Annotated in this window: 8 protein-coding genes; 3 read left to right on the top strand and 5 right to left on the bottom strand. The window is 61.3% G+C overall.

Features of this window, described 5'->3' with window-relative positions; genetic code table 11:
• Positions 1-25: 25 nt before the first annotated feature.
• Complete coding sequence (locus AC1RMX_RS24210) at positions 26-4,495, top strand: hemagglutinin repeat-containing protein (protein ID WP_493073218.1); 4,470 nt, start codon at positions 26-28, stop codon at positions 4,493-4,495.
• 60 nt (positions 4,496-4,555) lie between these two features.
• Here the strand turns inward: AC1RMX_RS24210 and AC1RMX_RS24205 are convergent, their stop codons facing one another.
• Positions 4,556-8,434: an amino acid adenylation domain-containing protein gene (locus AC1RMX_RS24205; RefSeq protein ID WP_493073216.1), complete on the bottom strand. Its 3,879-nt coding sequence runs from the start codon at positions 8,432-8,434 to the stop codon at positions 4,556-4,558.
• Between the two features lie 377 nt (positions 8,435-8,811).
• Here AC1RMX_RS24205 and AC1RMX_RS24200 point away from each other — a divergent pair, with 377 nt between their 5' ends.
• Positions 8,812-9,540: a class II aldolase and adducin N-terminal domain-containing protein gene (locus tag AC1RMX_RS24200; RefSeq protein WP_493073215.1), complete on the top strand. Its 729-nt coding sequence runs from the start codon at positions 8,812-8,814 to the stop codon at positions 9,538-9,540.
• Between the two features lies 1 nt (position 9,541).
• Here the strand turns inward: AC1RMX_RS24200 and AC1RMX_RS24195 are convergent, their stop codons facing one another.
• The 3 genes from AC1RMX_RS24195 to AC1RMX_RS24185 are packed head-to-tail and all read right to left on the bottom strand — an operon-like array spanning position 9,542 to position 13,460.
• Positions 9,542-10,576, bottom strand: a complete 1,035-nt coding sequence (locus AC1RMX_RS24195; protein ID WP_493073214.1) for a GlxA family transcriptional regulator — start codon at positions 10,574-10,576, stop codon at positions 9,542-9,544.
• Between the two features lie 13 nt (positions 10,577-10,589).
• Entirely contained in the window at positions 10,590-12,251 is a 1,662-nt protein-coding gene (locus AC1RMX_RS24190; RefSeq protein ID WP_493073212.1) for a choline dehydrogenase, read from the bottom strand.
• 39 nt (positions 12,252-12,290) lie between these two features.
• A complete protein-coding gene (locus tag AC1RMX_RS24185) occupies positions 12,291-13,460 on the bottom strand; it encodes an aromatic ring-hydroxylating oxygenase subunit alpha (protein ID WP_493073211.1) in 1,170 nt (389 codons plus the stop codon).
• Positions 13,461-13,660: 200 nt separating this feature from the next.
• Here AC1RMX_RS24185 and AC1RMX_RS24180 point away from each other — a divergent pair, with 200 nt between their 5' ends.
• Positions 13,661-14,416, top strand: coding sequence for a class I SAM-dependent methyltransferase (locus AC1RMX_RS24180; protein ID WP_493073209.1), 756 nt, complete (start codon positions 13,661-13,663; stop codon positions 14,414-14,416).
• Here AC1RMX_RS24180 and AC1RMX_RS24175 read toward each other — a convergent pair.
• Complete coding sequence (locus tag AC1RMX_RS24175; RefSeq protein ID WP_493073208.1) at positions 14,371-17,163, bottom strand: EAL domain-containing protein; 2,793 nt, start codon at positions 17,161-17,163, stop codon at positions 14,371-14,373. The genes AC1RMX_RS24180 and AC1RMX_RS24175 overlap by 46 nt on opposite strands.
• Positions 17,164-17,309: the final 146 nt, after the last annotated feature.

Here is a 17,309-nt window from a genome sequence, read left to right as displayed (position 1 = left end):
TGCCGCACTACATGGAGAGTTTTTTATGCCAATAAATACCTTTGCGTTTCATCTTTCCCCACGGGGCAAACTGCGCTGGGCCATCGCCAGCCTGTTCCTGGTCGCTCATCTGCCGGGCGCCATGGCCGGTGGTGTGGTGGTCACACCCGGCCCTGGCGGCACCGCGCAATTGCAGAACCAGGGCGGCGTGCCCATCATCAATATCGTGGCGCCCAACGGCTCGGGCCTGTCGCACAACCAGTTCCTCGACTACAACGTCGACCGTCAGGGACTGGTGCTGAACAACGCCTTGCAGGCCGGGCAATCGCAGCTCGCCGGGCAACTGGCGGCCAACCCGCAATTGCAGGGTCAGGCCGCGAGCGTGATCCTCAACGAAGTGATCAGCCGCAACCCGTCGGCCATCAACGGCGCCCAGGAAATCTTCGGTCGCTCCGCCGACTACGTGCTCGCCAACCCGAACGGCATTTCGGTGAACGGCGGCAGTTTCATCAACACGCCGAACGCCAATCTGGTGGTCGGCCGTCCCGAGCTGAACGACGGCAAGCTGCAAGCCCTGAGCACCCGCGATGCCAGCGGCCAGCTGCAGATTCAGGGCGGCGGGCTGCGCAATGGCGAAGGCTCGATCAACCTGATCGCACCGCGCATCGACAGCCAGGGTGCGATCACTGCACGTGATCAACTGAACCTCACTGTCGGACGCAATCAGATCGACTACGCCAGCGGCCAGGTGAAAGCCGTGGACCCGGCGGGCAACACCACCGATCAGCGGATCGACGCCAGCCTGTTCGGCGCGATGCAGGCCGGGCGCATCAACATCGTCAGCACCGCCGAAGGCGCAGGCGTGAAGGTCGGGGCTGTGCAAGTCGCCGGGCGTGACGGCGTGCAGATTCGTTCGGCTGGCGACTTGAGCGTCAGCGGCCAGGCGATCCCGGACAGCCTCGACGTGACCCGCGCCGGCATCCGCAGCAGCCAGGGCGACGTCGGCCTGCACAGCGGCAAGGATCTGACGCTGGCCGCCACCGACGTCAGCGGTCGTGACGTGAAGGTCGATGCCAAGCGCAATCTGACCTTGACCACCGTCGAGAGCCGCAAGCTCCAGGAGCAGCGTGAGAACTGGAATAACAGCACCATCGGCATCACCTGGGAAACCTACGAGCGCACCAAGACTGACAGCGATTCGCGCCAGCACGGCAGCCAGATCGTCGCCAGCCGCGACGCGCAGCTGTCGTCCGGCAAAGACACCGAACTGAAAGCCGCCAAGGTCGAAGCGAAGAACAACCTCAGCGTGCAAAGCGGCGGCGACCTGCGTTTGACCGCCGCCACTGAAAGCCACACCCAGACCGATCAGGGCAAGCACCGCAAGCACCTGTGGAAAGCCGATTGGGACAGCAGCAGCGAAGAGCAGCGCAGCGTCACCAGCCAGTTGAAAGGCGGCAACATCGCTCTGCAAACCGCTGCACTGTTGCGCTCCGAAGGCGCCGAGCTGAACAGCGCCGGCGATCTGCAACTGGCCGGCAAACAAGTGGAAATCACCACCGCGACCCGCACCAACCGCAGCAGCGACAACCGCTATTCCGGTGATCTGGTCGGCGGCGGTTTCTTCGGCAAGACCGGCGACGCCGACAAGGGCCAGACCCAGCATCAGGGCAGCAAGATCAACGCGGCCGGCAAACTGGTGGTCAAGGCAGACGACGTGCGCATCAGCGGCAGCCAGGTGCGTGGCGGCCAGGACGCCAGCGTGATCAGCGACAACGGTTCGCTGACCATCGACGGCGTGCAGAACACCTCGCACAGCAACAACCACGACAAGGACAGCAAGTTCTTCGGCATCACCAAGGACGAGTCCCGGCAGAACAGCAAGGACAGCACCACGGTGCGCAGCGAGCTGGTGTCGGACAGCAACCTCAAGCTCAAAAGCGCCAAGGACATCGAAGTCGCCGGCTCCAAGGTCAAGGCCGGCGGTTCGCTGACGGCGGATGCGGCGGGTGATGTGAATGTGCATTCGACGCAGAACACCCACGACAGCAGCAACAGCACACAGACCCGTGGCTTCGACGCTTACGCCAAGGAGCAGACGGCGGAGCAATATCGCGCCGGCGTGCATTACGAAGACAAGGCGCAAACCGTCACCGCCAACGACGTCACGCAGCAGGGTTCCAGCCTCAGCGGCGGCAGCGTGCAAGTGAAAGCGGGCGGCGATGTGACGCTCAAGGGCGCCGAGGTGAAATCCACCGCCGGCGACACCACCCTGAGCGGCAAGAACGTTTCGTTGCTGGCCGAGCAGGACAGCCACAATACTTCGACCGAAACCCGCAGCACCGGCGGTGGTTTCTACTACACCGGCGGCCTCGACCGCGCGGGCAGCGGCGTGGATTTCTCGCACAGCACTTCGCAGGACACCACCGCTAAAACCACCGCGCAAACCACCGGCGTGCAGAGCAGCGGCAGCCTGAACATCAACGCTGACAAACTCGTCACCGAGGGTGCGCAACTCAAGTCCGGCAACGGTCTGAACGTCGCCGCCAACGAAGTGGACAACCGTGCCGCCAGCAACACCGAGAGCAGCACCCACAAGGAGAGCAACTGGTCGGCAGACATCGGCGCCAACGTCGAGTACAAAGACATCGCCCGGCCGATTGCCGGCGCGGTGAAAGACGTGCTCGACGGCAAAGTGCCGGACAAGGACGCACTGGCCAATCTCGGTCAGCCGAACGTCGGTATCGACGTGGCGGTCGGTCATGCCAGCGCGGATAAAACCGAGCAGAGCAGCAACGCCGTGGTCAGCCAGTTCGACGGCAAGACCGTGGACGTGAAGGTCGGCGGCACGCTGCACGACCAGGGCACCCAGTACCACGCCAGCGCCGGCAAAGTGAACATCAGCGCTGACAAACTGGTGGCCGATGCCGCGAACAACACCCGCAGCAGCACCGAAAATTCGGTGGATGCCAAGGTCGATGTGCGCGTCTACACCAAGACCGGTGAAGACGTGAACGTGGCCGGCAGCGGCGCGGGCGGCAGCAGCCAGTCGAGCAAGAACAGCGCCACGGCGGTGGTCGGTGGTTACGCTGGCAATCAGGGCGTGAACATCAATGTCGCCCGCGACGCACAGTTCGAAGGCAGCCGTTTCGACGGCGGCCAGGGCGGTGTCAGCGTCAAGACCGGCGGTGATCTGGCCCTGAATCAGGCCAACGACCGTCAGAGCAGCGACAGCTCCAGCCTGCGTGGCAACGGCTCGCTGACCGTCGGCACCTTGCCGGGCACCGACGGCACCAATGTCGATCTCGGCGCCGGGTTCCAGCTCGATCACAAAGGCAACCAGACCACCGACACCCAGGCGCATGTCGCCAGCATCAGCGGCAACGGCCCGGTGCAATTGAGCAGCGGCGGTAATCAGGTTCAACAAGGCACGAAGATCGACAGCGTCGGCAACATCGACCTGAAGGCCGACGGCAAGCTCGACCTGCAAGCGGCCACCGACACGCACGTCGCCACCGGCAGCAATCTCGGTGGTGGCCTGAAGGCGGGCGGCAGCAAAACCAGCAGCGAGAAGAGCCGTGATCAGGGCGGCAACCTCAGCGGCAACTTCAACATCGGTCGGGTCAACGAGAACACGCAGACCCTCACCGGTGGTCAGCTCAACAGCCAGAACGGCATTGCGCTGAGCGGCGACTCGGTGCGCCTGCAAGGCACTCAGGTCAGCGCGCCAAACGTCAACATCGACGCGCAGAAGGGCGGCTTCGTTCAGGAGTCCGCACAGTCCAGCGACAACCGCAACAACTGGAACGTTGCGCTGAACGCCGGCGGCAATCTGAGCAAAAGTACGCCTACCGCCGCCGATGAAAAAGTCAGCAGCGATCACGGCTTCAATGCCGGGGCCAAAGTCGGCGTGGACTACCTGCAAGGCACCACCCAGCAGAACAGTCAGATCAAGGCTGACACTGTGGTGCTGAACAGCGCGGGCGATGCGAGCCTGAGCGGTGCGCGGATCGATGCGCGCAATGTCAGCGGCAAAGTGGCCGGTGATCTGACGGTCGAAAGCCGTCAGGACACCAGCACTCATGCCAAGGTCGATGTGGATCTGGGCCTGACCGCCAAGAAGACGCCCGCAGATGACAAAGGCAAGCTGGCCGGCACCGACTACAAGCCAACGCTGAAAGTCGACGGCGAATACGCGCACAAGGACAGCGTGAAACAGGCTTCCGGTATCAGCGGCAGCCAGGGTGTGAACCTCACTGTCGGCGGCGCTACGCAACTGACTGGCGCGCGGATTTCCGCCACCGGGGGCAACGTCGATCTGGATGGTTCGAAGGTCAGCAGCAGCGACCTGAGCAACCGCGACTACGGCGTGAAAGCCGGGTTGGATCTGCCGCACAAAACCGAAGAAAACGCACCGAAGGTTTCCCTTGAAAACGGTAACCTGAAAGTCGGCCCGGTGACCTTGAGCGGTCACCTGGACAGCCAGTCCCTGCAAGCGGGGATCGACGAAAGAGGTTGATTCGTCGGCAATAAAAAAGGTGGGAGCCCGGTAACGGGCTCCCACCTTTTTTTGTAGCGGTTAAACCGCGGTCAGCGTTTGAACGGTCTGCCGCTTGAGCAGTTCCTCCACAAAGCGTTTGCCGAATTGCTCCAGGTACTGACGCTGCAACAGGCACTCGTGGGGGGCTTCGACGTCATGCCGGATCAGCTCGCCGCTGATGTACGGCGACCACAGCGACGGCTGCTGTTCATCCTGACGCAGGATGTCTGCGGTGGCACGGATGAACAACATATCGCCCCGGTACTGTTCGTACTGCGTCCTGCCCAACAACTCCAGCATCCGCTTCGAATCGTCGACCAGACGGCTCAGGAACTCGTCGCCGATCTGCCGGCTTCCGAGCACTTCTTCCATCGCACTTTTCAGACCCTTGAGACCGGCCCGTGGCGTGCCGACGATGGCGCGGGTCATGCGGCTGATGATCATCGCATCGTCGAGTTTCAGTGAGGCCGGGCCACCTTGCAGCGGGTAGCTGTCGAACATGCAGAGGAAGCTCACCTCACGTCCCCGGGCCTGCAACATCGCTGCCATGCGCAACGCCAGGTTGCCGCCCACCGACCAGCCGGCCAGTTGATACGGCCCCTCGGGATACAGCTCGATGATGCGTTGCAGGTATTCCTCGGCCAGTTCATCCAGCGACTCGATCACCCGCGTCGGATCGCGCAGGATCGGCGATTGCAGCGCGTACAGCGGTTGATCCTCGGGCAGGTACGGCAACAGTCCTGCGTAGGGCCAGGCAATCCCGCCGCCGGGGTGGATGCAGAACAGCGGCGGCCGCTTGCCTTCGGTGCGCAGCGCCAGCACGGCGTCGAACGGATCGCTGGCACCGGTGTTGTGTTGCAGGCGTCGGGCCAGTTGTCGCGGGGTCGGTCCTGCGAGGAAATCGGCGATGCCCAGCGCGATGCCGAACTGTTCCTTGATCCGGCTGACCAGTTGCAACCCGAGCAACGAATGCCCGCCGAGGTCGAAGAAACTCTGGTTGGCAAACACTTCGCTGCAACCCAGGGCTTCGGCGAACAGGTTGCACATCGTGGCTTCTTCCGGGGTCTGCGCAGGCGACAGTTCGGCTGCGTCCTGCCGCGTCGGCGCGGGCAGGCGATCGACAGCCAGTTTGCCGTTGGGGGTCAACGGGAACTCGGCCACGCGCATGATCACGCTCGGCACCATGTGCTGCGGCAGGTGTCGGCCAAGCGCCTGTTTCAGTTGCTGGCTGTCGAGGCTTTCATCCTTGCTTGCCACGTAACCGACGATGGCCGGGCCGTGGGCCAGTTCACGCAGCATGACCGTGGCGTCATCGACGCCGGCGCAACCGAGCAGGACGTTTTTGATCTCGTCCAGCTCGATGCGCAGGCCGCGCAGCTTGATCTGGTTGTCCTGCCGGCCAAGGTAGTGAATGCGCCCGGCATGATCGAAAAACACCCGGTCGCCCGCGCGGTACATGGTGTCTTGCGCGTCTAGCAGGTCGGCGACAAAGCCCTTGGCCGTGAGGTCGGGACGATTGCGATAGCCGCGCGCGACGCCCGGCCCACCAATGAACAGATCGCCCCAGGCCCCCGGCGGCAACAAGCGCTGGCGGTTGTCGACCACGTACAGACGGGTGTTGGCGGTGGCCGGTCCGATGGACAGATCACCGGCACCGTAATGCGCGTTGATCGAAGTGGCGAAGGAGGTTTCCGTCGGGCCGTAAACGTTGAGCAGGCGGCAATGGGAGAAACGCGCCAGCAGCGCCGGGGTGCACGGCTCGCCGCCAAGCATGAGTACGGTGTCCTGAGGGAAGTCCTCGGTTTGATGACAGGCCAGCAGACTCGGAGTCATCACCAGCAAATCGATGGCTTCACGCTTGACCAGTTGCGCCAGGGCCCGGCCGGGAGCGCTGGTGACTTTGTCGGTGATCACCAGTTCGGCACCGGCCAACAGGGTCATCATGATTTCCAGCACCGACATGTCGAAACCGGCGGCGATGAATTGCAGCACCCGCGCGCCGGGCTGCAACTGCGCGGCGTCGATGGCGGTGCGAGCGATCGGCACCAGATTGCGTTGAGTGACTTCCACGCCTTTGGGCTTGCCGGTGGAGCCGGAGGTGTAGATCAGATAACCCGGCAGCCCCGCCTCGAACGGCGCCAACGGCTCGTTGGCCGGCGGCAGTTGCGCCAGGAAGTCGGTGTTCAGCCACAGCTGTTTGTCGGCGGCGATCTCGACTTTGAGCTGACTGCCCGGTGCGACGATCACCACCGCCGGATCGGCATCGCTAAAGATGTGTTCGATCCGTGCCTCGGGCAGGTCCGGGTCCACCGGTACATAGCAGGCACCGAGTTTGAACAGGGCCACGGCGGCCACCGCCCATTCGAGGCTGCGCGAGAACATCACCACCACGCAGTCACCGGCCTGCACACCGCGTTCGCGCAAATGCGCGGCCAGTCGGGTGGCCTCGTCATCGAGGCGTGCATAGCTCAGGTGTCGCTCGCCCTGGCTCAGCGCCGGGCGCTGGGCATGTTCGCGGACGGACTCGGCGAAGGCCTCGGCGAATACCGGCAACGGCGCATCGCTTTGCGGGTACGAGTAGAAGCGCTGCTGTTCGTCGGGCAGAAACAGATCGTAGTCGGCCGCCAGGGTTTCGGGCGCTGTGGCGAAACGTTCGAACAGCGCGGTCAGGCGTTGGTAATGCAGCTCCAGCGCTTCAGGGGAGTACAGGTCGGCGTTGGCATTGAAGCCGATCTCCAACCGGCCATCGGCGTGACGGTCGAAGATGTCGATGCCCAAATGATCCGCCGGTCCGTTGGCGACGTTCTGCAGGGTGGTTTCGCAGCCGGCAAACCCCGGCCCCTGATCGTAGGCGACGATGTTCAGCAGCGTGTTGAACAGCGGCTTGTTGCCGCGCTCGGCGTGCAGGTCGCGGATCATGCTTTCGCTGCGGTAGCTCTGGTGCAACAAGTGATGGCGCAGTTGCCGCTGAAGGTTGGCCGCCACCGTCAGCACCGTGCTCTCGGCGTTGAACGACAGGTGCAGCGGCAGGATGTTGGCGACCATCGACGGCACGTTGCGCAGGGCCTTGAGCTGACGTGCCGCCACTGGCATACCGAGCGCCAGTTCGTCTTGCCCGGTCATACGCTGCAAGTAAGTCGCGCACAGTGCCAGCAGGATGCTCGACAGCCGCAGTTGGTGTTCGCTGGCGGCGGCGCGCAGGCGTTGCAGGGTTCTGCCGCCGAACGCTTTGCGCAGGCGATTGAGCCGGATCAGCGGCGCATCGCCCGGCACCAGTTGGGTCGGTTCGGGCATCTTCAGGCAGTACTGGCGCCAGTAGGTGCGATCCTTGTTGTGCATCTCGCTGAGGCGATATTCCTCCTGCGCCTCGAATACGCTCGACAACGGCGCCAGCGTCAACGGCTCGACCCCTTCGCCGCGACTGAGGGCGTTGTAGTGGGCAGTGATGTTGCCGAACAGAATCCCGTGGCCGAACCCGTCCACCACCAGGTGCGAGGCCAGTTCAATCATGCGGTGGTGGTGGGGTGCGAGGCGGATCAGCACGTAACGGATCAACGGGCCGTGTTGCAGGTCCATGTCGGTTTGCAACAGGTGGTCGAGCACCTGGCGCCAGGCGGCTTCGGGGTCAGGCTGGTCGCTGACGTCCAGATGCTCGAAGGCCTTGGCTGGCAGAGTATCGATGGGCTGGATGTACTGGGCGAAGGTGCCGGTCTGCGGGTCGGTCCTGAAGGTGGCGCGCAGGGTGTCGGTTTGGCGGAACTGCGCGCCGATGGCGGCTTCGAGCCAGGTCAGGTTCAGCTCGCCGCGCAGCTCGATGACATCGCACAGATGGTAGTTGAGGTTGCTGTGGTTCTGGCTGATGGCCAGGCAGACTTCCTGCTGTGCCGTGGAAAGCGGGCACGAGTGTACGTCACGCATAAGAGTCATCCTTTCTTCCGTTGCGTCGGGTTTTCGGCAGGCAATACCGTGCCCATTCCGGTTGGCGCGAAAGCGACAGGTCCGGAATCGACGGCAAGCGCCGTTTTCAGTTTTTCAGGGGTGCGCCAAGTGTGTCAGGCGGGGCTGGAACCGTTGCATGACGCCAATCCTTGGCGGTGTTTCTTGTTGTGGGGTTGAAGCATTTGGTAACACTTCGCCGGGTAACGTAGGCGCATAAAACAGCCCTGTCAATTAACTGATTTGTGACTTTTGCCAGGTCTGCAAAAAACGGCAGCCATTGTCGCTTACCGTCAAGCACGGGCTTTTCAGGCGTTTACAGTGGACGAAAACCCCTGCCTGCCGGGAGCGCCCGAGCCATGAACGACAGTATCCCGACCCTGAGAATCCAACTGGCCTGCGCCCTGCGCTGGGCCGCGCGACTGAACCTGCACGAGTCCATCGCCAATCATTTCAGCGTGGCGACGTCACCGGACGGCCGCGAGTTTCTGATCAACCCTTACGGCAAACACTTCTCGCGGATTCGCGCCAGTGATCTGCTGCTGCTCGATGCCGACGATCCGGCCAGTCTCGACCGCCCGGACGCACCGGACATCACCGCCTGGGCCTTGCACAGCGCCTTGCACCGCAACCAGCCCCAGGCCCGCTGCATCCTCCACACCCACAGCAAATACGCGACGACGCTGGCCTGTCTGAAGGACTCGCGGCTGCCACCGATCGAGCAGAACAGCATGCGGTTTTTCGAGCGGGTGGCGATCGATGACGGCTTTGACGGCATGGGCCTCGGGGAAGAGGCGGAGCGGGTGAGCAGGCTGCTCGGCGACAAACCGATCCTGCTGATGGGCAATCATGGGTTGCTGGTCGCGGCGCCGAGCGTGGCTCAGGCGTTCGATGATCTGTATTACTTCGAACGTGCCTGCGAGGTGTACATCAGTGCGTTGGCAACCGGGCGTGAGTTGCGGGTGGCCAGCGATGAAGTGGCGCGCAAGACGTGTCGGCAGTGGCTGGATTATCCGGGGTTTGCCGATAAGCATTTTGCGGCGTTGATGAACATCCTCGATGAGGAAGAGCCGGCTTACCGGCAGTGACTCACTCCTGCGGCAAGTGCGCCTTGCTCAGTGGCTGGCGCATCACCGGCGCGCTCCACGCTTGGCGCCGATCTTCGCTCGGCGGGCAACCAAACCGCGCACGGTAAGTGCGGGAAAAATGCTCTAGCGAACCGAACCCCGAACACGCCGCCACCTGGGCCACGCTCATTTGCGTCTGTTGCAGCAGGTTGTGTGCCCGGGCCAGGCGCAGGGTGATGTAGTACTTGAGCGGCGAGAGCCCGGTCTGATGTTTGAACTGGCGCTCGAGTTGCCGTCGCGACAGGCCGACTTCGCTGGCAATTGCCTCGCAGTCCAGCGGTTCCTCCAGAGCCTTTTCCATCAACTGCACGGCGCGGCGGATCTTGCTGCCGTACATCCCGCTGTTGCCCAGACCACCGTCGAGCTGATTGTCCGCCGGCGCGCGCATCTGGCCCATCAACAGGTGCAGGCCGATTTCCCGGGCCAGGTCCGCATCCAAGCGCTGGCCGATCCAGCCCAGCAGCATGTCGAGAATGGTGGTGGCGCCCGCGCAGGTCAGGCGCTGGCGTTCGAGGGTGTAGAGCTGCGGTCGGGCGCGGACCTTGGGGTAACTCTCCTGAAAACCCTGCAGGTTGTCCCAATGCACCGCCGCTTCGTAGCCGTCGAGCACGCCGGCAGCGGCCAGCAGTTCGGTCCCGGTTTCCACGCCGATCAACACCGAACCGAACAGCGCCTGCTTGCGCAACCAGCTCTTGAGCGCCGGGTTGCGGCTGTGTTGATGCACCTCGAAACTGGCCAGCACTACGCAGGCGTCGAAGGCCTGTTCAGTGTTCAAGCCAGCTTCGGCGATGCTCACCAGACCGTTGCTGGCGGTTACCGGGCCGGGCTGCAAGGACAACAGCGTCCACTCGAACAGCGTGCGCTGGCTCAGCCAGTTGGCGATGGCCAGCGGTTCCAGCACCGCCGCCAGCCCGAAGTTGGAAAACGCCGGCAACAACAGCACCGCCACTCGCAGCGGTGCGCCGTTTTGCAGTACAGCTTCAGCGGATCGGGTCATCACCATCTCGGCTTCATCGTTGTCCGGTCTGCCAGTGCGGGTTGATCCACACCGGTACATCGAGGGCTGGCAACGGCGCGAGGTTGCGGATCAGGTCGCTGGCCTTTTCCGCGATCATCACCGTCGGTGCGTTGGTGTTGCCGCTGACGATCACCGGCATGATCGACGCATCTACCACCCGCAAACCGTCGAGGCCGTGCACTCGCAGTTGTGGATCGACCACCGCTTCAGGGTCGCCCGCCGGCCCCATCTTGCAGGTGCCGCTGGCATGGTAGCCGGTTTCCGTGACCTGCCGCGCCCAGGCGTCGAGCTCGGCGTCGGTCTGCACCGAACGGCCCGGCACCAGTTCTTCGCCCTTGAACGGGGCCATCGCCGGTTGGTCGAGGATTTCGCGCACCAGTCGTGCGCCGGCGCGCATGTCGGCACGGTCCTGTGCGGTCTTCAGGTAGTTGAACAAGATCCTCGGCGGCCGCCGCGGTTCGGCGCTGTGCAATGTCACGCTGCCCAGGCTGGTGGGGCGCATCAGGTCGATGTGGATCTGGAACGCGTGGGTCGGCACCAGCTCGACGCTGCCCGGTTGCACCGCCAGCGGCATGAAGGTCAGTTGCAGATCCGGGTGCTCGACGCCGGCCCGGGAACGCAGGAACGCGCCGGCCTCGAAATGATTGCTTGCCGCCAGGCCATCGTGACGGACGAACCAGCGCGCACCGATCCACCATTTGCCCGGCGCGGTGGTCCAGCGATACAGCGACACTGGTTGCTTGCAGCGAAATTGCACCACGGCATCCGGGTGATCGTTGAGGCGTTTACCGACGCCGGGCAGGTCGTGAATCACGCTAATTCCGAGGTCGCGCAATTCTGCCGCCGGGCCTACGCCCGAGAGCAACAGCAACTGCGGCGAGTTGATCGCCCCGGCGGTCAGCAGCACTTCACGACGGGCGCGGACGGTGCAGGTTTCGCCGCTCTGTTCGTAATCGATGCCGACGGCCCGCCGACCCTCGAACAGAATGCGCAACACCAGCGCATCGGTGATCACCCGCACATTGCCCCGAGCCAAGGCTTCGCTGAGATAACCGCGCGAAGTGCTCCAGCGCCGACCGTTGCGTGTGGTGCGATCCACCGGGCCGAAGGCTTCCTGACGATAGCCATTCAAGTCCTCGCTGACGCCATAACCGGCCTCGGCCCCGGCCGCGATGAACGCCGCGCACAACGGTGTTTCGACATCGCCGGGGGTGACGTGCAAATGGCCGTCGCCGCCGCGATAGTCATCACCACCGCCGGCGTGAGTCTGCGCACGCTTGAAGTACGGCAACACCTCGCGATAGCTCCATCCGGAGCATCCCTGTTCGGCCCAGCCGTCGTAATCCCGGGCATGGCCACGGATGTAGACCATGCCGTTGATCGACGATGATCCGCCGAGCGTGCGGCCTCTTGGCGTGCCGATCCGCCGGCCGTCGAGGTAGGGCTCCGGATCCGATTGATAACGCCAGTTGTAGCGCGACCCGCCCACCACAAGGCCCACGGCGGACGGCATGTCGATCGTCCAGCTCTTGTCCTCGGGGCCGGCTTCCAGCAGCAGGATGCGTACGTTCGGGTCTTCGCTCAGGCGATTGGCCAACACGCAACCGGCCGAGCCGGCGCCCACGATCAGGTAATCAAACCCGGTTTCGTCCATGGTCTGCTCCTTTTTAACGAATGGTGAGGGAAGGGCGGATCAGTCCACGGTGTGGCCGTGAATGCCGTTGAACACCAGGCGATGAAAGTGATGCACCAGATGCTCGCTTTCGTTGCTGCGCTGGGCGTCGATCATGTAGCGGCCCTGGTCGTAGCCGAGCGAGCGCAGGCCTTTTTGCACCGAGATGTTCAGGGCGATGTCCTCGGGGCCGAGATCTTCGTTCATCCACTTCATGCACGCCGTGCTGACGGTGGCCGTTTCGGAGTTGCTGGAGTAGTAACCGAAGCGCAGCAGCGAGCGCTCGGCATCCAGCGGAATCATGATGAACGAGCCGAGAAACTCGGAGAACGGGAAGGTGTAGAAGGTGTTGTTCGGCCACATGCCGATGTTGAAAAAGCATTCCTGCGGGTTCAGTTCGCTCTTCAGCGGCACGCCGTAGGCTTCGGTCGCCGACAGATTGGCGGGGGCGGCGTACGTCCACCAGTTGTCGCGTTTGATCAACTGGTAACCCTTGAAGTCGATCAGCCGGGCGAGGTCGATGTGGCACGGGCCGGACAGTTTGAAGTGATAGCCCTCGATGGAATTGTCCATGATCACCTTCCAGTTGGCCGGCACGATCACGTCCTGTTCCTCGATCAGGCGCATGTCGGTCAGGTCTGGAAACACCCGGCGCATTTCTTCGTCTGCGCCGGGGAACAGATCCCGCAGCGACGGCGCATTCGGGTCGAGGTTGAAGTAGATGAAACCGCCGAGTTCTTCGGTGCGCACCTGGGGAATGTTGAACTGCGCCAGCTCGAAATTCTTCATCCGCTCACAACGCGGCGCACCGCGCAGGCTGCCGTCCATCTCGTAGCACCACGAGTGATAGGCGCAGCGCACCACACCGCTGGTGGTGCCACGCCGTTCTTCGAGCAATCGATTGCCGCGATGCTGGCAGACGTTGTGAAAGCCATGGATCTGCCCCTGCCGATTCTTCGCCACCACCACGCTCTGGTCGAACAGGTCGGTGACCACGAACTGCCCCGGCTCGGCGAACTCACTGACATGCCCGGCGACATGCCAGGCCTTCATGAAAATGTTGTCGCGCTCGGCACGAAACAGGCTGTCGTCGTAGAAATAGCGCGAGGGCAGGGTGAAGGCCTGCTCCGGATCCTGCTGATCCCAGGCGTCGACCGGGCTGTGCTGCTTGCGGGTCTGGAAACTGTGCATGAGGCGATCTCCACGGTAGCGGGCCGCTCGGGGCGGCGTGTTGTTGTGGGATCTAATCTAGGGTGCAGGGCGGGGGTGGGGTTGATGGATTGCGACCAGTTGATGGGTGGAATGATCAATCCCATGCTGTACCGGGGAGGCCTTGACAGCCCTGCGATAATCAAACTTCACCGCGATCATGATGCAGAGGAGGGTTTTCCATGGACAATCAAGCACTCAAGGCCTTGTTCGACCAGCAGTCCGCTGTCTATGACAAACAGTGGAGCGGGATGGCACCCATTCGTGATGCGCTGTACCTGCTGCTGGATTCGGTGTTCGCGGGCCTGCCGGAAAATGCCCGGATACTCTGTGTTGGCGTGGGTACCGGTGTGGAAATGGCGCACCTGGCCCAGCGGTTTCCCGGCTGGCAATTCACGGCAGTCGACCCTTCTGGCGCCATGCTCGATGTCTGCCGCCAAAGAGCGACGGAGGGCGGTTTCCTTGCCCGTTGCCGTTTTCACGAGGGCTATCTCGATACGCTGACGGATGAATCGGGTTACGACGGCGCGACCTGTTTTCTGGTGTCGCAGTTTTTGCTCGAACCACAGGTTCGTATCGACTTTTTCCATGAGATCGCCCGTCGTCTGGTGCCGGGCGGGGTCCTGGCGAATGCGGATCTCGCCTCTGACACCGCGTCACCGGCCTACGAAGCATTGCTGCGTCACTGGATGACGCTGATGGCATCGGCCCAGGTGCCCGCACAAATGCTCGAACGAGCACGTGCCGCGTATGCCAGCGATGTGGCGATTCTGCCAGCGCCGCAAGTCGCCGGTCTGATCGAGTCGGCGGGGTTCGAGGCGCCGGTCCAGTTCTTTCAGGCTGGCTTGATGCATGGGTGGTTCTGCCCGCGCAAGGCCTGGATCGATGCGAGTCAGAGCGTTGGAGGTCTCTCACGGACCCATTTCGCCAAATCCTGAGGGGGCAAAGGACGAGCGATGCAATAGCCTTGTGCGATCTGGTACCCCAGGCCGCGAAGAATTTCCAGCTGCGCATCGTTTTCAACACCTTCGGCGACGATGTTCAAATGCAGGCTCTTGCAGATCCCGGCAATCGACTGGGCCAATGTCCGGGCACTGGCGCTGTCTTCGATATCGTCGATGAAGCTCTTGTCCAGCTTGATGGTGTTGACGGGCAGGCGCAGCAGGTAGCTCAAGCTGGAATAACCGGTGCCAAAGTCGTCGATGGACAAGCTGACACCGGATTGCCGGACTTCGGTAATGACCGATATGACAGTGTCGGTGGCGTCCAGTATGAAGTCTTCAGTGACCTCCAGTGTCAGGCAGGAGGGCAGGAGCCGATACTTTTCCAGCAGCGTTTCAATGAGTTCAACAATGGCTCTGTCGCGAAAGGCGACGGGGAAGATATTGACCGACATATGAGGCACTTCGAGCCCGGAATCGCGCCATTGCGCCATTTGCCGACAGGCTTCGGTAAGTACCCATTGATTGAGTCCGGGCATCATTCCCGCGTCGCGCACCAACGGGATGAATCGACCGGGAGGAATATCGCCAAGCTCGGGATGACACCAGCGGGCCAGCGCCTCGACACCAAAGAGCTGGTTGTTATCGAGGATTATCTGGGGTTGGTAATGCAGCGCCAGCTGGTTGGACTCCAGGGCACTCTTGAGTGCCATGCTGAGTGTCAGTTCGTCATCGGCTGAATCGCTGATCACTGGATCGAATACTTCAATGGCCTGGCGGCCTGCGGACTTGGCTTTGTACATCGCCTGATCGGCATGCAAAAGCAAGGAATGAATGTCGTTACCGTGGTCTGGATAAATGCCAATCCCAATACTGGCGGACGGTGTGATTTTTACATCGTCCAGCATCACGGGTTCCGACAGTTTGTTGATCATTCTTTCTGAAAAGGCAATGGCTTGTTCAGTATTGGAGGGGGACAGAATAACGACGAATTCATCTCCCGAAAGACGGCTGACAAAATCATTTCCCCGCACAGAGCTCTGAAGCCTGTTGGCTATTTCGGACAGAAGCGAATCCCCGGCGGCATGCCCGAGGGAATCGTTGATCTGCTTGAACTTATTGATGTCGATGAACAGAACTGCCATGGATGATTGTGACCGCTGCGCATTCGCGATCATCGTGTTTGCTTTCATCATCAACAGTCGTCGATTGGGCAACGTCGTCAGGCTGTCATAGTAGGCCAGTCGTTCGATATCGTTGATGAAGCTGTCCCTCTCGAGGGCGAGGGCGCAAAGCTTCAGGCTGGTTTCAAGCAGTCTGTGGTGCTGGACAGCCGGGAGGTGGTTCTCGCGGTAATAAAGCGTGAATGTGCCTAAAGTACGTCCGTTGTTGGAGCGAATGGTGTTAACCCAGCCAGCCGTGAAACCGAATGATTGCGAGAGCTGATGATCGACGCATTCGCCATTGTCCGACGCAGGGTCAGTGAAGTTCAGCATGATGCTTTTTTTCACGTCCATCTTTTTCAGGATGGATCTTTCAGCGAGGCTTTCCAGCGACTGAATCAATCCCGCCGGCAGGTTGAACTCCGCTACCAGTGGAAGGCAACCCTGCTCGTCGAACTGCCTTATTGAAATACCGATTTCAGGTGCAATTCGGCCAATCTCCTGGCAAATCAATTTCATGACGTCGGGAAGCGATTCTTCACGGGCCATGGCACTGAGTACCTTGAACTGCAACTCATCATTCATCTTGGCCTCGGTGATGTCAGTCACGATTGCCACTACGTCCTGTTGGACACCTTGTGGATCGAGCACCGGATTGGCGATCACGCGTACCCACAGAGGATTCTTCGATTTGTTGTAAACCAGTAATTCAGTGGTATGGCTTTTTCCGCTCTGGATACTGTTCCTGAAAGACAGGACCGCTTCCGGATCAGTATGCCGGCCATAAAAAACTTCATCCGGCCTCTTGCCCACCAGGTCGTCTGTTTCATAACCCAGCATGCGCACGAATCCCTCGTTTACATAAGTAATCATCCTGTTCGGATCGGTGACGATAATTGCACTGTCGGTTCGGTTTACGGCAATTTTCAGAAGTCGGCTTTTCTCAATCTTTTTTATGATGTAGAGCAGGAAGAATGTAGTTGCCAATACCAGTAGAAGTATCATTGCGGCGGCAGCGATATATATCTTGAAACGATCACCCATGGACTGAAGTGAAGTCTGACTGATGCTGTTTCCGTACTTGATGAAGTTTTTCTGTTCCACCAGGAACTGCTCTTGGATGTCCTGTACCGGCTGGGCAAGAGCCCATTGCACATCGCCAGCCCCGGTGTACCGGACCAATCGATTGAGCACGTCCACATAACGTGAATACACGTCTTTTAATGCCTGTACACGGATGTGATTTTCTTCATCAACCCTTGTACTTGTCAGAAAACGGTCGAAAGATTCATTCGCCAGTGTCAACTCCGTGCGGGCGTGTTGCACCATTTCATGTGGAATTGTGTTGAACAGTACGATGCGGGTGTTGGCGCGCGACAGCGAGAGTCGCGCTTCCATCAAGTGTTGAACGGTTTCTGCTACAGCATCGACTTGATCGACGGCAACACTGGAAAGATTGCCGATGCTCGACTGGTTGCTGGTCACCAACCAAAAGCTGAGGACTAAAGTTGCACATTGGAATACCAGTGCAGTGGTCAGGATCGTTCTCAAGCCATGAGGCGGTGCAAACTTGCGCAGCAAATAATCCTCCTCTGTCGCAGACAGATAGGGAAAGGTTGGAAAAAACGAGCAGTCGGGCAGAAAGTGTCTGGCCAGTCGTTCAGGGTTGTGGCGAAGGAAGTTGTTTTTCGGGGTTGTGCCGGATGACGTCAAGACGAGAAGCAGCA

The organism is Pseudomonas sp. GW822-FHT03F04 (assembly GCF_058801405.1).
This window is presented reverse-complemented; position numbering and strand designations above follow the sequence as displayed.

Bases quoted from the DNA above. Each gene is read 5' to 3' on its own strand.
- AC1RMX_RS24210 (WP_493073218.1), top strand. From the start codon at position 26: ATGCCAATAAATACCTTTGCGTTTCATCTTTCCCCACGGGGCAAACTG.
- AC1RMX_RS24205 (WP_493073216.1), bottom strand. From the start codon at position 8,434: ATGCGTGACGTACACTCGTGCCCGCTTTCCACGGCACAGCAGGAAGTC.
- AC1RMX_RS24200 (WP_493073215.1), top strand. From the start codon at position 8,812: ATGAACGACAGTATCCCGACCCTGAGAATCCAACTGGCCTGCGCCCTG.
- AC1RMX_RS24195 (WP_493073214.1), bottom strand. From the start codon at position 10,576: ATGACCCGATCCGCTGAAGCTGTACTGCAAAACGGCGCACCGCTGCGA.
- AC1RMX_RS24190 (WP_493073212.1), bottom strand. From the start codon at position 12,251: ATGGACGAAACCGGGTTTGATTACCTGATCGTGGGCGCCGGCTCGGCC.
- AC1RMX_RS24185 (WP_493073211.1), bottom strand. From the start codon at position 13,460: ATGCACAGTTTCCAGACCCGCAAGCAGCACAGCCCGGTCGACGCCTGG.
- AC1RMX_RS24180 (WP_493073209.1), top strand. From the start codon at position 13,661: ATGGACAATCAAGCACTCAAGGCCTTGTTCGACCAGCAGTCCGCTGTC.